Consider the following 21254-nt stretch of genomic DNA (forward strand, 5'->3'; position numbering starts at 1 on the left):
ACCGCTGGTTTTGCGGGGGGATTACCGAGGCTATACAAGGCCGTACGCACAGAGTTATCTGACATGGGCCTATCATGATCTCGCTGGCCAGGGAAAACATAACGGCCACGTCCACTGAGAGGCTTCAACTCACGAAGCATCGCCACCGGCTGTTTGGGCAACGGCACAACATGCGGCTCGCCGTTTTCCTTCTCTTGCACAGAGCGCTTCATTTTTGCGCTAGGAATCGTCCACAGCTGCCCATCCAAATCAAGCTCCTCCCACTCCATCATCCGCAGATTGGCTGGGCGCTGATAAAGCAACGGTGCCAGCAAAAGTGCCGTTCGCACGAATGGGCCACCTTTGTAGGCATACATTGCCCTCAAAAGTTCGCCAAAGCGCTCCGGCTCCACGATCGCTGGGAAATTGCTTCCACGATAAGGGGTCAACCGTGCCTTCAACCCCTCTGTGATGTCACGCTGAGTGTTGCTGGCCGTTGGTAGCCAATAGCGCCAGACTTGCCGAGCTAGCATCAAAGCACGGTCTGCTGTTTCAATCGCACCACGCTCCTCCACCTTTTGAAGTACCGCTAAAAGCTCCATGGGCTGAATCTGTGACATTTCCCTATCACCAATCCAGGGGAACAAGTCACGCTCCAACTGCCGAAGTGTGCGCTCCGCATGCCCTGGACTCCAGCGAGCAACCTGCCGCCCATGCCATTCCAAAGCCACTGATTTGAAAGAATTGTCAAACCCAGTCGGATTGACCAGCTTTTCAACCTTGCGCGCTTTAGCAGGGTCAATGCCTTCAGACTTTTGCAGCCGAGCAATGTCTCGCGCTTTGCGCGCAGCTGACAAGCTGACCTGCGGGTATAACTTCCCAGCGCCAAACGACCTTCTTTACCGTCTTTACGGTACTTCCAGAACCAACGCCGTGATCCTGCGGGACTGACCTCCAAGTACAGCCCTCCAGAGTCAGAAAAACGCTCTCTCTTAGCGCCGGGGGAACAAGTGGCATTTCTGCACTGAGCATCGGTCAACATGGGGGAACAACGGGGGTAAATCTACCATTTCCATCGTCTGTTCCCCCATCTGTTCCCCCTCTCGTTATTGGCAGAGGTGGAATCTCTTTAGACTCAATTGCACGCTAAGTCATTGATTTTTCAAAAGAAAAAGGGGTTCAATGAATTTCATTGAACCCCTTTGGATGGGTGGATGGTGGAGCTGGCGGGAATTGAACCCGCGTCCGCGCTTGGCTCCATGCGGCTCTCAGGGCATCAGTGCGAAATCGGTGCGATTTCTCAGTCCTCACACGACACAGCAGGACACCGAATGCGCTTTTCACAGCACCAGAACCGTTGCTTTATTGCCCAAAAAACGAGCCTTTAGAGCATCTGGATGCGGGTTATTTGTATCAATTTGAAATGCAAAATTCCCACTCACTCATACCAAAATAGTCCATGCTTGCGACTACCCTCATCTACCTCGTTGTCGGCATCTCAGACGGCGACACCCTGACCGCCCGATGCGGAGAACCTGGTCAATATCAGCAGGTCAAGGTAAGGCTGCAGGGCATCGACGCCCCTGAGCGCAAGCAGCCCTTCGGTGAGCGAGCCCGGCAAGCGCTAGCCGAGCTGACCTTCCAGAAAGAGGCTGAGTTGCGCTGCACCAAGACTGACCGCTACAAGCGGCAGATTTGCTCAGTATGGGTAGCACCGGCACCAGCCCTAGATGGCCCTCGCACGCTGGATGCTGGTCTGGCCATGGTCACTCAAGGCATGGCCTGGTGGTACCGAGCCTATGCGCAGGAGCAATCCCCACAGGAGCACGGTCAGTATGAGTTTGCCGAGCAGGAGGCTGTGGCGCGCAAAGTAGGGTTGTGGCGCGATTCCGATCCAATCGCGCCATGGGTATGACGCAAACTCACGCGGGAGCAGCGGCCACCACGCTGATTGGCACAAGGACTGAGATACAGACCGGACTGCTGAAAGTCACTGCTCACTATCCCAAACACAGGTCGAAATAGTACAGAACTCCGGCAGGAATATACTGTATGTATGTACAGTTAAACAATAAAAACCGGCGAACCAGTACCGGTGACGGCATCCCTGATGTCGCTCATACTGGCAGACAGCTCTGTGCGCGCAGGGTTTCCAAGCCCTGCTGAGGACTTCGGAGGGCGCCGTCTCGACCTCTCCGACATCCTGATCGAACACCCGCAGACCACCTTCCTGATGCGCGTGGCGGGTTCCTCTGTGACTGAGTACGGTATTGATGATGGCGACCTGATCGTTGTGGATCGCGCTTTGCGCCCTCGCCACGGCCAGATCGTTGTAGCGGTCATCGATAGCGACTTCACGGTCAAAAAGCTCCACCACGCTTGTGGGAGCATCAAGCTCAAAGCAGGCAACCCTACCTATCCAGACATCGTGCCGAAAGAAGGCCAGACGCTGGAGATCTGGGGCGTGGTGACCAGTTGCATCAAACGTTTTTCGCAACGCAAGGCGGCGTAGCGCTAGGAGTCTCAAATCGCAACAAAACAACAACAGTCACTAGATATAGCGCTTTCCACATCTAATCCACAGAAAAAAACACTACATCTAGTGCATCGCGCACCTTACCACCCAATCACACAAGCTCTAATCTGTCAATAAAAGGTTTAATTTATTAAAGCAGTGCGTTACACTTCACAGCAACACACCCGCCACACGTCTTAGCTTAGGTTAAGGTCTGCCCTCAAAGGCAGCGTGCAAAAGGCGGGTTTTTCATGCCCGAAAGTTCTTAGTGTGGCCCTAACCACTTTCACAAAAACAGCATCTAGCCCTGCGAGCCTTCTATCGAAACTGGAAGGGCAGGGCCTCTCAATACCCGATCGAAAGAAGGCATTGAGCTATCTGCAGTATGTGGGCGGATACAGGCTCAAGGGCTACTGGCACCACCTAGTTGACCCCGCAACAAAACGATTCCCACCAGGTCTCTCATTTGCCGTCATAACTGATCGGTGCGAATTTGATCGTGAACTACGCGCAGCGACAATTGAGGCTATCGACCGACTAGAGGTGGCCATTCGGACCACGATAGCCAACTACCTAAGTCAAAGTCACGGTCCCCACTGGTTTCTAAAACCTTCCGCTTTCAAGCCAACTCAAACTTGGGGGCTGGGTCAATTGCTACAAAAAATCGAAAGTGAAGTGCTTCGGGGAAAAAACACATTTGTTCGACACTACTTTCAAAAACACGATGACCCCTACCTACCTCCCAGCTGGTCAGTCAGCGAGTGCGTGAGCTTCGGGCTATGGTCTAGAACATATGAAATTTTGCGAGATGCTTCCGACAAAAAGGCTATCGCAATGAAGTTCAACATTGATCAACCCGAAGTCTTCAAATCATGGATACACGCAGTCACCGTGCTTCGTAATGTCGTTGCTCACCACGGGCAATTGCTCGGAAAGACACTTAGCGTAGGTCCCTCTGCATATACAAAACTTGGCATTCGATTTAGTCGCAGCAAAGAATTCTTCGCAGTCGCCACAGTCATTGAATACCTTCTGACGCAAACCGAGTTGCCCAATAGATGGCGATCAGATCTCAAGGACATTTTTGCTAGATACCCTGCCATAAGCCCCTCGGAAATCGGTTTTCCGGCATCCTGGGAAACGGAGCCCGGCTGGGTCATCTAGCCGAGCTCTCGCTATCAGTCTTCTATTAACTTGTTGATCAGCGCTCGGTCAGTACTGATCTGTCCAAGCAGCAACTCTACTTGGGCATCTCTGCGCTCGACCAGTCCGACAAGCTGGCCAACCACGCCCACGCCTTCAGCCGCCAAGGCTGCGAGTCTTTCGTGTCGATCTGCGAGATCTCGGCAGGCAGCGGCGTCACCGGCAAGCTGGGCGTTACGGGTGGCGGCGGCGCGGAGGTCGTGCTGCAGGCCTGCAATGCGGGCAGCATCAGCAGTGCGGCCAGCCTCCAGAGCGGCCAGTTGTTGCGTGTAGTCATGGGTGTTGTCTTGCTGGGCTTCTGCGTGTTTCAGCACCGCTGTTGCTTTCTTTTCAGTAGCTGCTTGCGCCTGCTGTGCCTGAGTTTGAGCCTGTTTTGACTGTGATCCCTCGGCGCGCGCAACGCGGGCGTCAACGCGCCATCCGTTGACGAGCCAGCCTGCAGCAAAAGCCAGTACCAGCAGCGAGATACGAAAAAAGGCAAAGACATTCGAGCTCATTGCGCAGCCAAACTCCACTCGCGGCATATCTCGTCGTTGGCGTCACCGCGCAGCTGCAGGCCAGGCAATACGGTCTGCACGCCCTTGACCGTGCCTTTGTTCCAGCGCGTGTTCTCACGGCATGCGCCCACCAGGTCCCCCGCATTGGCCTTGCGGCGCATGGTGCTGGTGCTGAAAGCGCCCTCCCCCTTGTTGTGCAGGAAGTCGATGAACGTGGCCTGGGCGAATGCGTCATAGCTGGCCCAGTAGGCAAGCTGGCGCGCGGCCACACGCTCAGACTGCTGATACCGTCCCTTTTCCAGCTGGTAGCACTGCGCAGGGCTGTACCACTTGCCTGCAATCACATCCTTGCCCGTAATACCGTTACACACGGTCAGCGTCTGGCCTTTGCCCAGCTTGTCGATGTAGGGGGTGCCAATGTGGCGGTTGCTGGATTCGTAGTACGCGCCCATCACCATGGCAATACGAACCGCAGTGGACACATCGGGGTCAGCAGCAACCGCCTGTATGTACTGGTTTTGCTGTGCCACGGCAGTCGCGGCCTGATCCATGAAGTAAGTGCTACTGCCCAGGCCCGCGAGTACCACCAGCGCACCCAGGCTGCTGCGAAGTTGAGAGGGAATCTTGCTCATGGCTCGCACCCCATGGCATGACCGGCCTTTTCACGCCACTTCTCTCGAGCTTGCTCCCGCTTGTAGTCTCGTCGCCACTTCCAGATCAGATAAGCAGCCTGTAGCAACACAAAGCCTATGGTGGCAATCACGGCCCAATCACTGAGAGGCAATCCGCCAAGGCGCGCGGCCCCTGCACTGGCCGCCCCTGGGGCTGTTTGGACTACTGCGACTGCAATGTCCTGTCTCTGCTCGGCACTCAGATGCTGGTGGATGCCCAGCAGCGCCAGCATGGATGCGAGAGCTTTTTTCATACCCCGGAGTGTTCCGGGACGGGACTCATAGGTCGAACCCTAGAGGGGGGCTATGTCTGGCGGCTTACGGCCAAAAGCTGCCCTTAGCGGCGCGTCGGGCAATAATGGCCGATCTACAAGCATAGGATGGGCTTGCCCATTCTTCTCAGGTGATGCAAACGCTGATATCAAATATCGACATTGACCTTAAACCGGGAGAAGACGCGCTTCTAGAAAGTCTTTCCATACTAAGAAGCGAACTGACAATTCTGCTCAAGGTGTACCCCATCGGCGTAACTTGGAGAATTCACTTTCGCTCGATCATTGGCGTAAAAATGCTTGATGAAATGAATATGCCTGAATATTGGCACGCCAATGCAGAGGTGACTCCCCATGGCAGCAGGTGCGCCGCGAGTCGAGTCTTGCAAGGGGGATGGTCGAAGCAGCTATGGAATGAGTCAAACTTCGGTGAGCTTCTCTATGGCGAAGTGTTTGAAATTCTTGTGGGTGGTGCGGACTATTGCGCCGTAGTGCTTGCCCGAGAAATGCCAGAAATTAGTGAACTACCTAGTTCTATCTGAATGACTGCTCAGGGTCGTATCCCGACACTCACCAACTACAGCGAACCGCTGAAGTTCCAGCTGGACGAGCCAGAGATACCCGCCGACGCCGACACCATGCTCCAGGCACTGGCCACACGCTGCGCCCCCGTCGTCAAGCCGATCTTGGCAGCCTCAAGGCGCGCGTTGTTGGTCTGGATCGCCACATCCGCATTCAGCTTAGCTGTCTGCAGGCTGATGTTGTTGCCCGCCTCATACTGCTTAATGTCAGCTTCCCAGCGGCGCATGTAGCTCGCGGCTTTGGCTTCGACGGCATTGGCGCTCACCCGGTAGCCGTCCACCAGGATGGCAGACTGCTTGGCAGCCGCATCCATCTTGGCCACTTCAGCAGACAGGCGCGCTTTCCAGCCGCTCCACTCCAGCTCCTTGGCAGAAATCTTGGCCTGCGCCTGGGCAATCGCCACACGGGCGCGCTCAGCCTGAGCCCCGGTGTAGGCGCTGTAGGCCTGGACTTGAGACTTGTAGGCGTCTTGTTTTGTGGCCTCGGCCTGGGTACGGGCCTTGAACAGTTCCACCTTGGAAGTCTCGGCATTGATCGTGGCCACAAAGGCGCGGATCTGTTCAGAGCCCGCCTGAATGCGCGTTTGCTCCAGGCTCACCAGAGTCTGCGCTGCCTGTACGCGAGCTTTGTAAATTTCCACGGCCGCCATGCGCCCGTCGATCTCAGCCTTGTAGCGCGCAACCAAGGACTGATTGATTTCGGCCTTGGTGTGCTCGGCCTGCAGCATGGCCTTGTAGACCTCGACCTTGTTCATCTCCGCCTTGATGACCGTTTCATAGGCCATGGCGAAAGCGCGGTACCCGTCCAGCAGCGCCTTGTAGCGCTCCAGCGCTGCGTTGTGCGCAGCAATGCTGTGGTCAGCAGCAGACTTTGCCGCCTCAAATGACAAGCGATCGAGCTGCAGCGCCTGGTCCATCAGCTGACCTTCCAGCGCCAGCCCTTGTGCAATCGCGTCCTTGACATTGGCCTGCTCCAGCTCCGCTTGCTTGATGGCAATGTCGCGCGACAGACCCGAGAGCTTGTCGTGGTACTCACGGCGGGCATCTGCCAGCTGGCCAGCCAGCACCCCAGACGGCAGCGGAAAGCCCAGGGCCTCGGCACCGCGCATCACCTCTTGCTCTCGCGCCAGTGCAATCTGAGTTTCGCGGTCGCGCGAGCGATCCCAGATAGCCTGCTCCACCACCGGGTTAAGGCCAGTGCCGCCTTGAATGCGGGCATTGATGACGGCTTTGAGGTTGTCCAGCAGCTGCGAGGCATACCCTGGGGCGCGCTTGAACTCAAAGGGTGCGGGCTCCAGCAGCTGCAGCTCGGGCACGTCATCGAGCTTTGCCAGCCAGCCCTCATGCAGATTCACCCCGCCGAACGTGTGAGTGGTCAGTGCCAAAAACCCTGGGGCATCAGGCAGGGTGACGTCTGGCGCATCGGGAATGGCCACGTCACGCATCTGGGGCAAGGTCGGGGCTTGGCCAATCACCACATCCGGCGCCGCGCCGAAGTCCATGGTCGGCGGCTGTAGCGTAAAGCCCTCCACCTCCACATCCGGCAGGTTGGCCAGATCCAGCTGGCCAGGCATGTCCCCCGGCACGTTAAAGCCGACCTGCGGCAAGGTTGGAAGATCTGGCACCTCCGGCAACGATGGCGCCGCAATCGTCCCCCAGCGCACACTGATGGTGGGCGTCTGAAAAATCAACCCATTGAAAGCGTCCTGCATGGACTTGGTTTCTCGCGCCGCCTGATCGGCTAAAGCAATCGAGCGCTGGTACTTGTCCTGGACGATCTCGGCGGGGCCGTTGTAGTCGAAGTTAGCCATTTCATACTCTCCGTGTTTTGGACTTCACGCTCATCACTTCCACCCGGTCCAGCGTGAAGGCCTGGCCGTCTGGGGTGCTCAGGCCAAAGCCAAGGTAGTTCTCGCGGATCCCCTTGCCCACCGGGCAGCGCGTCTGGCCGGTAGGGCGCAGTGGAAACCCATACGTCCATGCCTGGGCTCCTGAGCCAAAGACGGTGAACTTCGCCTCGCCCCCGCCCTTCATGGACAGGTACACCATGGCAATCTGCTGCTTCAGGGTGTTCTCGCGCAGCGTGGTCGGCAGGCGCAGTTGCGTGGCGATGGGCAGGCCCGCATCGGTATCGCCGCCGAAGGAAAAAAGACCGTCCACACCCGCGCAGTGCGTGGCCGAGACGCTATCAAAAGCGTGGCGCGTGTACTCAGATACCGCGCCGCTCAAGGTGTTGCAGACAATCATTGCTTTACTCAGAAGGTGTAAAAATCAAGCTGATCCAAGCCGGGTGGCCAATCCAGAACCCCGCGCGCATCACGCACTCCCGCAGCTTTGTCGATCAAGAAAACGCGCCCCGCCAGGCGCACCACCATGGCTCCCGTCTCTGGACACTTGGCATGCGTTACTTTCAAATCCATGTTCTCGTAGTTTGCGTAAACCTGTACTAGCGGCAAATCTGTGTCATACACGAAATCCACATTCGATTCAAATGAAGTTAAGGGCGTTGGCCAAATTGGCTCAGTCCGAGAAAAATAAAAACCACCATCACCATGAATTACATTCCCATTCCTGCTAATCGCACGCCCAATATTTGCGTATCCTGTGGTTTCGTATATCGGTTTAAGGTCCGTGAAGATAGTCCAGGAGACGCGCTGATCCCGATAAATAATCCACCCCTTTGTCGTGTGAATAGGCAGCTCCGTTGATGGCGTGTACTCCTTTTTCTCGCCTGCTCTTGAGCTGTCATAGCTCTCACTGGATTGGTGATTGAGGGTAACGATGGTTTCAACGTAAACAGTGACTCCCATCAAAGGATCGCGCAGCAGCACATTCCTCTTCTCAACCCTTGTTCGATACGTGGTCGTAGAACCATGGATATAAAAATCTTCTGACACGTCATCAGAGCCCTCTTGACTTGAGGCATACCCCTCATTCACAGCCTCAATACTGACCAAAGATACATCCAGCTCCAGGCCGTCCGTATACTTTCTATGAACCCTTTCAGTTGACTCAATATCCGTCCTGAACTCATATTGCCGTTGGATCTTAGGCGTAGAAAACGAACTCCCTGGTTCCCCAACAACTGGGGGGTTCCCTTTATCAAAAAAGTCAGCAGTTCTTATATTCCATGAGGTTGGACTGCTGAATTTTTGCAGATAGTCACTCTTTGTCTCTTCAACATACGTTCGTAAATTCCCCGCGCTATCGACACCTTCCAGCAGAGTGGATTTTCCTCCTGAATACTTCTTTAGATTCACAGTAAAAGTATCTGAACCGACCGACCACATCCTCCAGAAGTCCTCTTTGGGGTCTTTGTCGCTGATTAATTCAACTGCAGTAATCAGGCCTCGTGGACCATAAGCCTGATCTTCGACTCTCAACCCATACTTGCGGGAGTAATAAACCTGACCACCCACGGTAGTCACGACCTTTGGGACGGTCGGCTCATCCACGCTCCCAATTGGGATGGTCTGATTAAGCAAGTACCTGCCCCCACTCATCTTGTACTTTTGGGCCAGTATTTCCTCGACCTTATAGGTTTCAGGGAGCCAAGTAGCATTGTTCAGACGCGTCATTAACCTAATGAACCCATTGGAACTTTCTGACGGCTCCAGGTAAGGCCACGCACTAGCTGGGGACCAATAGCGCTGATCGTCGGGGGTCTTATCCGGTCCGTCATACGGATCCCCGAGCCGAGATTTGACCTCGCCGGTATCCCTGATAAGAGCTAGCGCCAAATACTCCCCCCGCTCGGAGCAGGTGAAAGTCTGTCTCCCCGGCAATGGCAGTTCTTTGACGCCAATCACCCCCTGGGTCAACAACTGAGAGGTGTGATCCGTTTCGATGATCTTCTTGGCAGCCGGCTCGCCACCAAACGCTGGCGGCGGCATTGTCTCGATCTTCTTTCTTGTCACATACTGTTCAATGTGGGTGCTGTTGTAATCAACGTACACGAATATGGCTTTACCGTCCTGGGTCACAAAAGACAGCTTTCCCCGGCTTCCCGCCATACCCGCCTCGTAGGTGTTGGTGTGGGCATAGCGCCCCAAGCCGTTTGTTCGGTACGAATACTTCCAATCGCCCGGAATGCGCAGAACGTCCGGGCGCTCCCTTCTGAGCGCGCCCAGACCAGCAGCATTGAGCTTCTGAGACTCGGTAATGTCCCTGAACCCCCACTTCGCAGTGGACTCGCCTGCGGGACTGGCTGTGTTGGTCAGCAGCCAGATGCGTCCATCGCTATTTTTGTCGAACACCACCCCACTGTTTCCGGTACCCATGATTTCAGTGGCCTGGGGCCAGATCCGCATCACTGCCTGCGGCCCCAAAACATCAATACGGTATGGCGTGCCATCGGGAAGCCGGCCTTGTTCGCAGGGATTGGCCACCTGGGACAAGCGAGTCTTGGCGCAAAAGCGCGCATAGGTCGCTTGCGCCATGGCGCGTTGCAACTCCGACGCCTGCTCACCCAGTGAGCGCAATGCAGGCGGAGCGGAAATCGGCATTGCGTCTCCCTGCACTCCAAATACAAATGGGTTGTTTAGACTCATCGCACCACCGCCACGTACTGAGGGATGCCGTTGAGCTCCCGGAACGCCGCGCTCACCTCCTTGGCCTTGGACTTGTAACGGTTCTCCGTCAGGCTGACCGTCTGCCCACCATCGAAGCCGGCCACCACCTCGCCACCGGCAATACACAGCGCGGCCACTCCTGAGCCCGTGCCATCGCCCAGTTGGATGCGCTCACCCGGCGCCTCGATGCCAGACCCCAACACCACCGGTCCGCGCCTGGTTGCGCTGTAGGTCAGAGAGTCAAATGTCTCTCCGCCCAGAAAAATCAGGTCCTGGGTCGTGCCTACATAAATGCCCGTCTCCACCGGAACGATGGCCGTAATGTCCGCGGTCATGGGTTTGAAGTCGCGCCAGTCACTCAAATGGGGAGTGGCCGGGCGGCTGGCCCACAGCACCTTGCCCTGGGCCACCAGCACACGCCCGCGCCAAAACGCCATCAGCGTGCCATCGGGCAGCACCTGGGCGCCCAGCGTGCGCGCCGGCAGCACCAGCGCACTATTGGCTGCGCCAAACTCAAAGCTGCGTCCCTGGGCCTGGCCCGCAAAAAACATGCCCTCGCCATCGCGCCCACTCAGATACACATTCAAGGCATGGCCCGGATACTGCGGAAGACCGTCCAGCCGCAAGCCGCCCTGCAGCACATCCAAAGACTCGGACACTCGCACCGGCCCCTCGGCGCGGTCGCTCAGGCGCACATGGCTCAGCCCATAGCGGTACTGCCCCGGCTCCAGCTCGCCAAAGGCAAAGTCATAAGCGCCAAGAGAGGCAGGCTCTGGCACCGTCAGCGGCCAGGCCACCGCCCCATCCGTGATGCCGCGCTGCAGCCCCGTCGAAAACAGCGTGCGCCCATCGGGCAGATTGCAGTACCACACACGTTCAGGCCCAATATTGGGCCAAAGCACAGTGGTGCTTGCGTCAGCAGCTATCGAAATCAAAGCACCTTCAGTCGTTGCCAGCTCAAAGCCCGCGCCTTTCCACAGGTTCTTGTGGCAGACCTCGGACAGCCGCGTATAGCCACTGCGCCGCGACACTTCGCCAGACAGGCCAATGTCCACATCCTCGGCTTGCAGCAGATCGGAAGCGCCAAGACGATGCTCGGGCTGGACATTGTTGATGCCCGTGAATCCTTTGAACGTCAGCATTGGTGATTCCTCGTAACGCTGGGTCGGCCCAGCTCCAGCGCAAGACTCTGGCGAGCGCGGACGATGTGGTCTATTGGACGAATCGCGCCGAAGACCAGTGCAGACACTCCTTCAGAGGCCTCGCATATCACCGCGCCTTGAATGGCTGTACTCCGCCCTGCCTTGCTCATGGCGATACCGGGCGATACAGACAGCGCCAGCTCTGTGCGCGCCAGCCCCAAAGTCATGGCGTCCTGCCCAACTGCCTGCACGACCACCACCGATGACGGAATGCCCAAAGCGAGCGCGCCTGCTCCCGCAGCCCTGACAACGCATTCACAACGGGGCTGGCCCATACGCAAAGCGTCGGAGCCGACGACCTCGACGGCGAATGAGCTGATAACCGCTGGCACCCCCATACGCGTCGCGCGCTGACCTTTGACCAGCACATCAACGGATGCCGGCGGCTGTTCAAGCACCGCCTGACTCATGCCAGCGACAGCCATGGCGATACCCCATGGCGCCAATGTCACATCAATGCCGCTGACCGCCTTGGGCGTTCCGAGCGTCAATGCATCGTTGCCTTGGACATATTCGGTGCGAACCATGATGGAAGCACTCGACATCGCCATGGGGATGCCCTTCGTGCCTCCATCGCCAGCTTGCGCGTTGGAGTTGATGGCTGCGCCATTGATCAGCGGGTAGCCCATCGCCTCAGTCCTCTGACTTCATGGAGAAAAAGAGGCCTCTCCAGTAAAAAAAGCCACGAACCGATCCACCCACAGCGGCCTGGTTGACGGTGAATTTCAACGCGTTCGTCAGCGGCCCGCCAACCGACAGCGGGATACGGTGGACGCTGGACTGCTCCTCATCCTCCTCGTGGTGGGCCAGGCTACTCAAGCTCACTGCGCTCACGTACTTGGTAGGGTCGTCATACGAGCCCACCGAGATAACCGGCATCTGTGTAACGCCCTGATCCACCACGCCGAAGAAGCCTACCTCGGTCGGAATCATTGAGTGGTTGAACATTAGAGTCTGCACAACGGGCATAGGAGTCGGCACGAAGTTCCCCATGAACTCGTCACCATCTATATCCCTACGCATCTCAATGACAGCACTCGGGTCCGTATAAAAGTCCGGCTCTACCTCGGCAGAGAAGTTCCAGGAGGACCCCGTCTCAATGAGCTTATCGAACCAATATTGGTAGCCGTTGGGTGTCACGGGCAGGCACACCGCCCCATGGTTTAAACGTCCCGCTACCCAGGTCGGAGGTTCCCCAATATCTACCGGGTAACTATTGCCCGAAGCCTCGTGAGAGAAGCCCGCCCCGTGGTCCCTGTAATCAAAGCGGCTGTGCGGCTTGATCGCAGGCACCGGATGAAGAATGGGGTAAGCACTGAACTGCACCAGCTCGCGCAGGGGGGATCGCGCCTTGTACAAAAAGCTGCCGTACCCCACTAAATCATTCTCTTCGCCGTCCAGGTCACCGGGGGTGTCCGTGATAAAGATAGCTTGATACCCCGACTTGAGCGTAGCGGTCGATCCGTCCTTCTGGGCGAAGTTTTGCAGCATCCCTTCAGTGACATTCGCGCTGACCTTGGTGCCCACTGGCCAGAAGGGGCCGCCGGTCCCTTCAGCCCCACGCTGATGGACATGCAGTACGTTGCCCTCGATGGACTTCACATAGACGATCTCAAACACCCCTGGCACGCTCTCGTGGGTCAGCGTGACCGGGAAAATCTCACCTCGGTCGTTTGACGACGAGATCCAAGGTAGGTTTAGCTCTTTGCCATCGGCTGCCCTGACCTCAAGCGTCATGGGCAGACCGTCAACCGCGTTATCCCAGCCTGGGGGCTCTACGGGCGGATAACCCCATTCGTCGTTGTAGCGCCCTATATCACAGAGGGGTGTGATAAGGAACGACTCGGAGTTGTTGCAGAAGATCATCTTCATGCGGTTCTCCTTACGCCGTTCCCAGCAGGCTGACGATCTTGTGCGGGCCATCCGCCCAACGCATTTGCAGGCCACCGCCGCTGGGCGTCAAGGGAAAGCCCGACACATTTGTGATGTGCATCACCAACGGAGAGGCAGAGGCAAGGCCTGTGTCCTTGTAGATCACAGCCGAGCCGATGGTTCCGGCTGCCACGGAGTTCCCGAAGTCCAGGTCATCGGCGTCAAAAACGCCGCCGGTCACCGTGCGCCCGTTCAGCGCCTGAGCCGTTCCCAGCGTAGCCCCCACATCACCCAGAAACTCGTGGGCAGCATCGTACTGGTAGCTGCTGGGAAGCAGCGCCACCATCAGGCTGTCTGTCGCCAGATTCAGCGCCGCGCCCATCAGTCGCTGAGCAGCCTTGGGGTAAAACGGCAACCCCACGGCCGCGATCTTGTTCGGCCCGCTGTCCCATGGCACGCGTACCTCCCCGCCGCTGGTATCCATGGGCAGCCCCTGCACCGAGTCCATAAAGAACAACAGCGGCGATGTCGAGGCGTTGCCAGTGTCCAGGTACAGCACCAATGCCTTGACCCTGCTGCCTGGAGCCAGCACACCAAACTCAACCGCTGCAGCGTCGAACACACCACCAGTAATGCTCTTGCCAGTCAGCGCCTGGTCGGTTCCGACACGAGTGACCGACGACAGGAATTCATGGGCTGCGCTATAGGTATAGGCTTCAGATACCAGGGCCGCCTTGATGGCGCCTGTAGCTAAGTTGATGGCACCTGAGAGGATCTTCTCGGCACCCTTGGGGTATGCGGTGTTGGACATTGCTGCTCTCCTGAGATTGCAAGCAATGTCCAAGAAGCAGGGTTCGATGGCGAACCCTAGCGGGGTGCGCTATCTCTCAGGCCGCTGGATTGGCGGGGGGATTGCCCTGCACCAGCAGATCAAACACTATTCGCGCAAAATTGGCGGCCTTGCTCGGGTCGGCCAGCAACTGCATCATCTGGTTCTGGTGGGCTTCGCTGCTGTCCATGATGGCGTCGTCTATCGCCTTGGAGAAGTCGCCCAGCATGGCCTGTTCGGGAGAGTTGTTCTCGATCTGATTCATCACCTTGATGTTCTCGCCCACCTTGTCGCGGATGGTGTAGACGTAGTTCACCATGTCCTTGTCGGTGAGCCGGTCGGTCACAAACACCTCGTTCAGGCGGTGGATGATCTGCGACAGAAACTCCTCCTTCTTGTCCTGCGGCTTAGCCGTGCCCAGGCCTTCGCCAGGCTTCAGCTTGAAGTCCTCGTTGTTTTCTTTCAGCACCAGATCCTGCTGGCGGATCTTGGCCACGCGGTAGTGGCTCAGCACCACATTGCCCAGGTCAATGTCGTCTTCGTCCAGCAAGGTTTCGCGCAGCATGGGCCGCAGGTTGCGGGCGTACAGGCTCAGCTTTTCCAGGTCGGTATCGTCGTAATCCACGATCTGCGACATGAATTCGTAAAACCGCACAAAGGTGCCCAGGTCTTTCTTGAAAATTTCCAGCGCGTCCTTTTCCTTCTGGCATTCCTTCAGGCTGTTCTCGGCATTGGCAATCAGTACGGCATCGTCCGTCTTCTTGGTGCGCTCAAACATGTCCTTGGCGATCTTGAAAGCCTCCACCGCTGATTTGTAGCGCTGCTGCCAGCGTTGCACCGCCGGCTTGCAAATGTTGGCAATGGCCGCGTTGCTCTTGTTCTTCACATAAAACGCCGCGCAGAACTGCTCCACCTCCTGCAACGTGAAAATGCCCCCTGCCAGCAACTTGTCCTGCAGCGCAAAGATCAGGTTCGGGTCCGACACATCCAGCAGCTCCGCCGTCTGGTAGTACGGTTGAAACGCCTCCAGAATCTCAACCGGTTCGTTGAAGAAATCCAGCACATAGGTGCCCGTCTCGCGCTTGTTCGGGTAGGTGCGGTTCAGACGCGACAAGGTCTGCACGCACTCCACCCCGGCCAGCTTTTTGTCCACATACATGGCGCACAACTTGGGCTGGTCAAAGCCGGTCTGAAACTTGTTGGCAACGATCATCACCTGGTAGTCGTCCGAATCAAAAGCCTTGCGCATGTCGCGGCCCTTGAGGTTCGGGTTCATATTCGCCTCGGTGAACTTCTCGCCGATCAGGCCCGCCGCAGCCGGGTCTTTGTCGGTGAACTCCACCTCACCCGAAAACGCCACCATGGCATGAATCTTCTGGTAACCCTTCTCCGCTATGTACTTATCAAAGCACTGCTTGTAGCGCACCGCCTCCTTGCGCGAGCTGGTCACTACCATGGCCTTGGCCTGCCCGCCCAGCAAGCCCATCACGTTGTCCTTAAAGTGCTCCACAATCACCATCACCTTCTGGGCAATGTTGTGATCATGCAGGCGCACCCATTGGTTCAGCTTGACCTTGGCGCGCTTGCTTTCCACCTCTGCATCGGAGTCCTGCACCTTCAGGGCCAGTTTGTAAGCCACCTTGTAGTTGGTGTAGTTCTTCAACACATCGAGGATGAAGCCCTCCTCAATCGCCTGCCGCATGCTGTACACATGAAACGCTGCGGGCTTGTTTGTGCTTGACGCCACCTCGTCCGGGCGCGGCACGCGGCCAAACAGCTCCAGTGTCTTGGGCTTGGGCGTGGCGGTGAAGGCAAAGTAGCTCAGGTTGCCCGATGCACGGCGTGCGGCGACCGTGGCGGCAATGATGTCGTCGCTATCCGGTTCCGCAGTCTCATCTCCCGCTTCACCGGCTTCCTTCATCAGTACCTCTTTAAGCTGCCGCGCCGTGGAGCCGCTTTGCGACGAGTGCGCCTCGTCGGCAATGATGGCGTAGCAGCGCTCCTTCAGACTCACGCTGTTTTCAATCGCCTTCAGCACATGCGGAAAGGTCTGGATGGTGACGATGATGATGGGCTGGGCAGACTCCAGGGCTGCGGCCAGCTTTTCCGACTTGGAGCCATCGCCTTCCTTGTTGTTGATGCGCCCCACCACGCCATCGATGTGCTCAAACTGGTAGATGGTGTCTTGCAACTGCGCATCCAGCACCGTGCGGTCCGTCACCACGATCACCGAGTGAAACTGCTTTTTGCCGTCCTGCTTGTACAGGGCCGAGAGCTGGTGCGCCACCCAGGCAATGGAGTTGGACTTGCCCGAGCCCGCGCTGTGTTGAATCAGGTATCTCTGCCCCGGCCCCTCGGTGCGCGCCGCTGCCAGCAGCTTGCCCACCACGTCCCACTGGTGGTAGCGCGGGAAGATCAGGCTTTCCTTCTTGTACTTGCGGCCTTCCCAGTCTTCCTTGTCCTCAATCTGCAAGTGCACAAAGCGGGCCAGGATGTTGAGCAGGTTGTGTGGCAGCAGCACCTCGTTCCACAGGTAATCGGTGGCGTAGCGGTTCACGTCCTCTGGCACATCGTTGCCCGCGCCGCCATCTGCCGTGCCTTTGTTGAAGGGCAGAAAGTACGTGCCCTCCCCCTCCAGCTTGGTGGCCATGTGCACCTCGTACTGGCTCACCGCAAAGTGCACCAGCGCGCCACGCTTGAAGGTCAGCAGCGGCTCCGGCTTCTTGGCCACCGGGTCCATTGGCAGGCGCGTGGTTTTGTACTGCCGCACGGCCCGGTCCACCGCCTGCTTGAACTCGCTTTTCAGCTCCAGCGTGGCCACCGGCACGCCGTTGACGAACAACACCAGGTCAATGCGCCACGCCTTGGCCTTGGCGCCTGTCTCGGCAAGGTGAGCATCCGTCGCCCATGGGCTGTACACCAGCTCGGGCACCACGCGCAGGCGATTTTTGGCGTAGCGGGCCAGCGTGTCGGGGTTCAGGTTGTGTTCTGGCTTGAACTGGCACAGCGACAAACGCGCATTGCGGTCGCGCAGCTCGTGGCGCAGCACCCCCAGCGTGCCAAAGGTGCGGCTGTCTTTGTGTGTGGCGTTGGGGTCGGCCTTGCCCAGTTGCGCAGCGATCAGTTGCAAGAACTTCTGCTCCGCATCCTTGGGGTGGTTGGCGCAGAACCTTTGCCACTGCGCGTCTTGCGTCGCCTTCACAAAGCCCAGCGCATCCTCGGGGTAGAGGGCCAGTTCGCGGTTGTATTTTTCCGCCGAGCCTAGCAACCAGCCATTGGCCTGCAACTGGCGAATGACGTCGTTTTGAAAAATGCGTTCGATGGCTGGGTCGCTCATGGTCGGGAAAGGTGGGGCTGTGTGGATGAAGGCCGTCAGGCGGCTTGCCAGTCGCGCACGTCGATCTTGCCGGTGACGGCGGCGGAGATCAGGGCGGTGCGGCGTTCTTGCATAAGTTCAATTTGCTGATCTGCGATAGAAATTAGTTTGTCGAGATGAGCGGACTTTTCTTTGACGGTATTTGATATTTCTTCTTGCTCAGCAATCGGCGGCAATGTGATGTGCATTTGCTGGAGGTGGTAAGGGCCGAAATGCTGAATCGTTGACCCTGACTGGAGTAGCTTAATTTGTTCAAAGAAAAGGTCTGATTGAACAAGATAGCGGATGAATTCTTTGGTGATGGAAGCCTTAACTTGCGGACGCAATCTAATCAAGCCTGTGTATGGAACAGCCCCAGCCGTATCGTCCCCAACTTCAGATACTAGGCCTGTGGTTGCACTGCAGCTAATAATTAAATCTCCTTGCGAGACACGGAAGTGGTCCCACTTTGATCGAACTTTGGATGGGGATAGATAGGTCTTGTATTCACTACTTACAAAATCATCTTTTACGTTTTGTATGCGCAAAAGCGGCACACCCTCATCGTGAAAATCATTCGCCAAAATCCCCGGCCCTTCGAGTAAATCAATCTCATAGTGGAATTTTGTCATTCCCCAATGCGCGGGCACTTCACCCAGCCACTCCACGCCGGACTCTTTCATCGGTGCGTTGGGGTTGAGGCCTTTGGTGACGGCGTGGCTGATGACGGCTTGGCGCTTTTCCTTGAGCAGTTCAATCAGCCGCTGCTGCTTCTCGATCAAGGCATCAATCTTCGCCGTTTCGTGGTCGAGGAAATCAATGATCTTTTTCTGCTCTTCCTTGCTCGGGATTAATAGCTCGATTTTCTTAAACTCATCGGGATCCAAGTCCCATTGATTCACCCGGATGCCCTTCGACTGTCTCAAGTATTGAGCAATATAGATTGGGTGGCGCAGGAGATAGTGAATGTATTTTGAAAGAGCCAGATCAAACATTCTGACATTCGGCTCATAAACAAAATAAGCGGGACTAACGATGCCTTCATATTCAGAAATAGCTATCGACCCCTGCCACGCCTTCATTTTGTTCATGACCAAGTCGTTTGGCCCGACCAACTGATAGGCGGACAAATCTTCCGAAGGCTTGTTATTGTTATCGTCTCGGCTCGCAGTCGGTACAACGCCATGATCCCTATATACCGAAAGAAGCTCTTTGTCGGCGTAATTGGTTCTCTTGATGCGTTGGTACAAACGCCCCACAGGTATGGTTATCCAATGCGACGGAGCGTCGCCCAGCCACTGCACCCCAGAGTCTTTGTACTCCGGATAAGCCTTGTACCGACTCATGAATACACCTCGCGCAGCAGCGCCATGATTTCGGCGCTCACGGCATCCAGATCGGCATCGATTTCCTCCAATGGCCGCGGCGGCTGGTATTGGTAGAAGTGGCGGTTGAAGGGAATTTCATAGCCCACGATGCCAATCTCGCCATCCTTGGCGTCGCGCTTGCTGGCGTCTATCCACGCATCGGGCACATGAGGCTGCACTTCGGCGATGAAGTAGGCCTCGTTGGCTTCATTCACCGTGCGGCTGGGGTCAAGGGCGATGTTTTCAAAATCGCGCAGCTCGCCATCGGCTTGGTATTCGATGACTTCTTGGTTCACGGCAAACAGGCCGTACAGCGGGTTGGCCTTGCCTTTGTGCACCTTCTTGATCACCTTGGCAGCGGCGGGGTTCTTCCAGCTCACGGCCTCGGCGATCTGCTTTTTCTCTTTGGCGTCCAGCGTGATATCTGCCCGCTTGCAGGCGCCCTTGACGGCTTCGTCATAGGCATTGAAGTCGTCGTGCTGGGCGCTGCCGATTGCGCTTTGCAGGGCGCGTGCCTTGAGCAGCACAGCCTTTTGTGCCAGCCAGGTGCCGGCGTCGAGCAGGTCTTTGATCTGCTTTTCTTTAAGGTCGGCAAAGTCGCGCTTGAGGTGGGCACGTATTTCTTCTGTGTAGTCGGCCAGCTGGCCGTAGAGGTCACAGTCGGCAGCGTCTTGCCAGTAGGTCTGGCCGTACTCGGCGTAGACCCACTGCATGGCCGCATTCAGCGCGCCAGACCCAAAGCGCAGGCTGGCAATGCGTTCATCGCTGAACTGCCACGACAGGCGCAGGGGCCGCTCGATGGTGATGCGGCGGTAGCCAAATTCGTGCGTAGCAAAAATTTTGCTGGCAAAGGTTTTGGCGGCTTCGGGCTTGGGGTTGGCGGCTGGGCGGCCCCGGTTGCTTTTGGCTTCCGCCGGTTTGTCGAGCGCCTGCGCTTCCACCACCTCAAAGTTACCAAAGCAGCGGATGATGGTGGAAATGTCAGCCTCGTCCATCACATTGCGCTTGCTGCCCAGCGATTTGCGCATCTTTCCGCAGAGGTTGACACCATTGATGAGCTGCACCTTGCCTTTGCGCTCGGCGGACTTTTTGTTCGACAGCACCCACACATAGGTGGCAATGCCGGTGTTGTAGAACATGTCGGTGGGCAAAGCGACAATGGCGTCGAGCAGGTCGCTTTCCAGAATATGGCGGCGGATTTCCGATTCGCCCGAACCTGCGCCGCCAGTGAACAGCGGTGAGCCATTGAGGATGATGCCGATGCGCGAGCCACCGTCCTTCACATCGCGCATCTTGCTGATAAGGTGCAGCAGAAACAGCAGTGACCCATCGGACACCCGCGGCAGGCCCGGACCAAAGCGGCCGTCAAAGCCTTTGAGCGTGTGTTCGTCGGTAATGTCGCCTTCGATCTTTTTCCAGTCCACGCCAAAGGGCGGATTGGAGAGCATGTAGTCAAACTTGCTGGCGTAGAGGTGGTCGTTAGAGAGCGTGTTACCTAACTTGATGTTATCGACCTCTTGCCCTTTGATGAGCATGTCACCCTTGCAGATGGCATAGCTCTCGGGGTTGAGTTCCTGACCAAATGCGCGCATGACGGCTTGGGGGTTCAGCTCGTGAACATACTCCATGCCCGCCGAGAGAAAGCCACCAGTGCCCGCCGTGGGGTCGTAAATGGTGCGGATGATGCCCGGCTTGGTGAGGGCTTCGTCGTCTTCCATGAACACCAGCGAGGTGGTGAGGCGCACGATGTCACGCGGGGTGAAGTGTTCACCCGCAGTGTCGTTCGAGCTTTCGGCAAACTTGCGAATCAGCTCTTCAAACACCAGTCCCATCTCGTAGTTGGAAATCACCTTGGGGTGCAGATTCATGGTGCGGACTTTTTGCACCACCTTGTAGAGCAGGTTGGCGTCGTTCAGCAGGCCAATGAATTCAGCGAATTTGAAGTGGTCAAAAATCTCGCGGGCGTCCTTGGAAAAGCACTGGATATAGCGCTCCAGATTGGCTTTGATGCCCGACTCGCCCAGGGTGCTGAGGTCCATGGGCGAGGTATTAAAGAAAGACAGACCGCCGGTGGCGCGCAGGATCAGCTTTTCCTTGGCCTCTTCGGCAATCTCCATCTTCTCGACCCTGGCGGCTTCGGCCAGCACAGCGGGCTTGCTGCTTTCCAGCACACACTCCAAGCGGCGCAGCAGCGCAAAGGGCAGGATGACGCGGCCATATTGGCTCTGCTTGAAGTCGCCGCGCAGCAGATCGGCAAGCGCCCACAGGTCGGTGGCGAGGTTATTGGTTTCTTGGATCATGTATTATGAACGAGGGCTGGGGAGGTTCACCCGCACGAGG

General features: G+C 57.0%; 18 protein-coding genes and 1 pseudogene. 4 read left to right on the plus strand and 15 right to left on the minus strand.

The window, feature by feature from the left end:
• Both AC2I9W_RS15120 and AC2I9W_RS15125 read right to left on the minus strand, forming a co-directional pair.
• The coding region (locus AC2I9W_RS15120; protein WP_486410749.1) for a tyrosine-type recombinase/integrase at window positions 1-836 on the minus strand (836 nt) is incomplete at its 3' end.
• 26 nt (window positions 837-862) lie between these two features.
• Window positions 863-1021: pseudogene (locus AC2I9W_RS15125) on the minus strand (Arm DNA-binding domain-containing protein); the annotation flags it as partial.
• Between the two features lie 417 nt (window positions 1022-1438).
• Between AC2I9W_RS15125 and AC2I9W_RS15130 the strand changes: the two are divergent.
• The 3 genes from AC2I9W_RS15130 to AC2I9W_RS15140 all read left to right on the plus strand — a co-directional run bounded on the left by AC2I9W_RS15130 (window position 1439) and on the right by AC2I9W_RS15140 (window position 3658).
• On the plus strand, window positions 1439-1894 hold the full coding sequence (locus tag AC2I9W_RS15130; RefSeq protein ID WP_486410750.1) for a thermonuclease family protein: 456 nt from the start codon (window positions 1439-1441) through the stop codon (window positions 1892-1894).
• Between the two features lie 195 nt (window positions 1895-2089).
• A complete protein-coding gene (locus AC2I9W_RS15135; RefSeq protein ID WP_486410751.1) occupies window positions 2090-2491 on the plus strand; it encodes a LexA family protein in 402 nt (133 codons plus the stop codon).
• A gap of 390 nt (window positions 2492-2881) precedes the next feature.
• Window positions 2882-3658 (plus strand): Abi family protein, encoded by a 777-nt coding sequence (locus AC2I9W_RS15140; protein ID WP_486410824.1) that lies wholly within the window; start codon window positions 2882-2884, stop codon window positions 3656-3658.
• Window positions 3659-3672: 14 nt separating this feature from the next.
• On the opposite strand, the gene AC2I9W_RS15145 is transcribed toward AC2I9W_RS15140, so the two are convergent.
• From AC2I9W_RS15145 to AC2I9W_RS15155, 3 genes are read right to left on the minus strand one after another with little or no spacing between them, the layout of a single operon-like run.
• Window positions 3673-4194: a hypothetical protein gene (locus AC2I9W_RS15145; protein WP_486410752.1), complete on the minus strand. Its 522-nt coding sequence runs from the start codon at window positions 4192-4194 to the stop codon at window positions 3673-3675.
• The gene (locus tag AC2I9W_RS15150) at window positions 4191-4826 is read right to left on the minus strand and encodes a glycoside hydrolase family protein (RefSeq protein WP_486410753.1); all 636 of its coding nucleotides are present in this window, start codon (window positions 4824-4826) and stop codon (window positions 4191-4193) included. Before AC2I9W_RS15150 ends, AC2I9W_RS15145 begins: the two co-directional genes overlap by 4 nt.
• Window positions 4823-5119: a hypothetical protein gene (locus AC2I9W_RS15155; protein ID WP_486410754.1), complete on the minus strand. Its 297-nt coding sequence runs from the start codon at window positions 5117-5119 to the stop codon at window positions 4823-4825. The genes AC2I9W_RS15150 and AC2I9W_RS15155 overlap by 4 nt, the downstream gene beginning before the upstream one ends.
• Before the next feature lie 152 nt (window positions 5120-5271).
• Here AC2I9W_RS15155 and AC2I9W_RS15160 point away from each other — a divergent pair, with 152 nt between their 5' ends.
• Window positions 5272-5679 carry a hypothetical protein gene (locus tag AC2I9W_RS15160; RefSeq protein WP_486410755.1) on the plus strand — a complete coding sequence of 136 codons (408 nt, stop codon included), beginning with the start codon at window positions 5272-5274 and terminating at the stop codon, window positions 5677-5679.
• Between the two features lie 35 nt (window positions 5680-5714).
• On the opposite strand, the gene AC2I9W_RS15165 is transcribed toward AC2I9W_RS15160, so the two are convergent.
• From AC2I9W_RS15165 to AC2I9W_RS15210, 10 genes are all read right to left on the minus strand, one after another.
• Window positions 5715-7529 (minus strand): hypothetical protein, encoded by a 1815-nt coding sequence (locus AC2I9W_RS15165; RefSeq protein WP_486410756.1) that lies wholly within the window; start codon window positions 7527-7529, stop codon window positions 5715-5717.
• A gap of 1 nt (window position 7530) precedes the next feature.
• A complete protein-coding gene (locus tag AC2I9W_RS15170; RefSeq protein WP_486410757.1) occupies window positions 7531-7965 on the minus strand; it encodes a hypothetical protein in 435 nt (144 codons plus the stop codon).
• An 8-nt stretch (window positions 7966-7973) separates the two neighbouring features.
• Window positions 7974-10223 carry a hypothetical protein gene (locus tag AC2I9W_RS15175; RefSeq protein WP_486410758.1) on the minus strand — a complete coding sequence of 750 codons (2250 nt, stop codon included), beginning with the start codon at window positions 10221-10223 and terminating at the stop codon, window positions 7974-7976.
• Window positions 10224-10264: 41 nt separating this feature from the next.
• The gene (locus AC2I9W_RS15180; RefSeq protein ID WP_486410759.1) at window positions 10265-11431 is read right to left on the minus strand and encodes a hypothetical protein; all 1167 of its coding nucleotides are present in this window, start codon (window positions 11429-11431) and stop codon (window positions 10265-10267) included.
• A complete protein-coding gene (locus tag AC2I9W_RS15185; RefSeq protein ID WP_486410760.1) occupies window positions 11425-12120 on the minus strand; it encodes a hypothetical protein in 696 nt (231 codons plus the stop codon). Before AC2I9W_RS15185 ends, AC2I9W_RS15180 begins: the two co-directional genes overlap by 7 nt.
• A gap of 4 nt (window positions 12121-12124) precedes the next feature.
• Window positions 12125-13363, minus strand: a complete 1239-nt coding sequence (locus AC2I9W_RS15190; RefSeq protein ID WP_486410761.1) for a hypothetical protein — start codon at window positions 13361-13363, stop codon at window positions 12125-12127.
• A 10-nt stretch (window positions 13364-13373) separates the two neighbouring features.
• Entirely contained in the window at window positions 13374-14174 is an 801-nt protein-coding gene (locus AC2I9W_RS15195) for a hypothetical protein (protein WP_486410762.1), read from the minus strand.
• Window positions 14175-14250: 76 nt separating this feature from the next.
• Window positions 14251-17529, minus strand: a complete 3279-nt coding sequence (locus AC2I9W_RS15200; protein WP_486410763.1) for a type I restriction endonuclease subunit R — start codon at window positions 17527-17529, stop codon at window positions 14251-14253.
• A 35-nt stretch (window positions 17530-17564) separates the two neighbouring features.
• Window positions 17565-18893, minus strand: a complete 1329-nt coding sequence (locus tag AC2I9W_RS15205) for a restriction endonuclease subunit S (RefSeq protein WP_486410764.1) — start codon at window positions 18891-18893, stop codon at window positions 17565-17567.
• Window positions 18890-21214, minus strand: a complete 2325-nt coding sequence (locus AC2I9W_RS15210; RefSeq protein WP_486410765.1) for a type I restriction-modification system subunit M — start codon at window positions 21212-21214, stop codon at window positions 18890-18892. The genes AC2I9W_RS15205 and AC2I9W_RS15210 overlap by 4 nt, the downstream gene beginning before the upstream one ends.
• Window positions 21215-21254: the final 40 nt, after the last annotated feature.

The organism is Comamonas sp. FUJ_7, assembly GCF_057369555.1.

What these genes read in the sequence shown, in the direction of transcription:
- AC2I9W_RS15130 (WP_486410750.1), top strand. Translation starts at nt 1,439, where the DNA reads ATGCTTGCGACTACCCTCATCTACCTCGTTGTCGGCATCTCAGACGGC.
- AC2I9W_RS15135 (WP_486410751.1), top strand. Translation starts at nt 2,090, where the DNA reads ATGTCGCTCATACTGGCAGACAGCTCTGTGCGCGCAGGGTTTCCAAGC.
- AC2I9W_RS15145 (WP_486410752.1), bottom strand. Translation starts at nt 4,194, where the DNA reads ATGAGCTCGAATGTCTTTGCCTTTTTTCGTATCTCGCTGCTGGTACTG.
- AC2I9W_RS15150 (WP_486410753.1), bottom strand. Translation starts at nt 4,826, where the DNA reads ATGAGCAAGATTCCCTCTCAACTTCGCAGCAGCCTGGGTGCGCTGGTG.
- AC2I9W_RS15155 (WP_486410754.1), bottom strand. Translation starts at nt 5,119, where the DNA reads ATGAAAAAAGCTCTCGCATCCATGCTGGCGCTGCTGGGCATCCACCAG.
- AC2I9W_RS15160 (WP_486410755.1), top strand. Translation starts at nt 5,272, where the DNA reads ATGCAAACGCTGATATCAAATATCGACATTGACCTTAAACCGGGAGAA.
- AC2I9W_RS15165 (WP_486410756.1), bottom strand. Translation starts at nt 7,529, where the DNA reads ATGGCTAACTTCGACTACAACGGCCCCGCCGAGATCGTCCAGGACAAG.
- AC2I9W_RS15170 (WP_486410757.1), bottom strand. Translation starts at nt 7,965, where the DNA reads ATGATTGTCTGCAACACCTTGAGCGGCGCGGTATCTGAGTACACGCGC.
- AC2I9W_RS15175 (WP_486410758.1), bottom strand. Translation starts at nt 10,223, where the DNA reads ATGCCGATTTCCGCTCCGCCTGCATTGCGCTCACTGGGTGAGCAGGCG.
- AC2I9W_RS15180 (WP_486410759.1), bottom strand. Translation starts at nt 11,431, where the DNA reads ATGCTGACGTTCAAAGGATTCACGGGCATCAACAATGTCCAGCCCGAG.
- AC2I9W_RS15185 (WP_486410760.1), bottom strand. Translation starts at nt 12,120, where the DNA reads ATGGGCTACCCGCTGATCAATGGCGCAGCCATCAACTCCAACGCGCAA.
- AC2I9W_RS15190 (WP_486410761.1), bottom strand. Translation starts at nt 13,363, where the DNA reads ATGAAGATGATCTTCTGCAACAACTCCGAGTCGTTCCTTATCACACCC.
- AC2I9W_RS15195 (WP_486410762.1), bottom strand. Translation starts at nt 14,174, where the DNA reads ATGTCCAACACCGCATACCCCAAGGGTGCCGAGAAGATCCTCTCAGGT.
- AC2I9W_RS15200 (WP_486410763.1), bottom strand. Translation starts at nt 17,529, where the DNA reads ATGAGCGACCCAGCCATCGAACGCATTTTTCAAAACGACGTCATTCGC.
- AC2I9W_RS15205 (WP_486410764.1), bottom strand. Translation starts at nt 18,893, where the DNA reads ATGAGTCGGTACAAGGCTTATCCGGAGTACAAAGACTCTGGGGTGCAG.
- AC2I9W_RS15210 (WP_486410765.1), bottom strand. Translation starts at nt 21,214, where the DNA reads ATGATCCAAGAAACCAATAACCTCGCCACCGACCTGTGGGCGCTTGCC.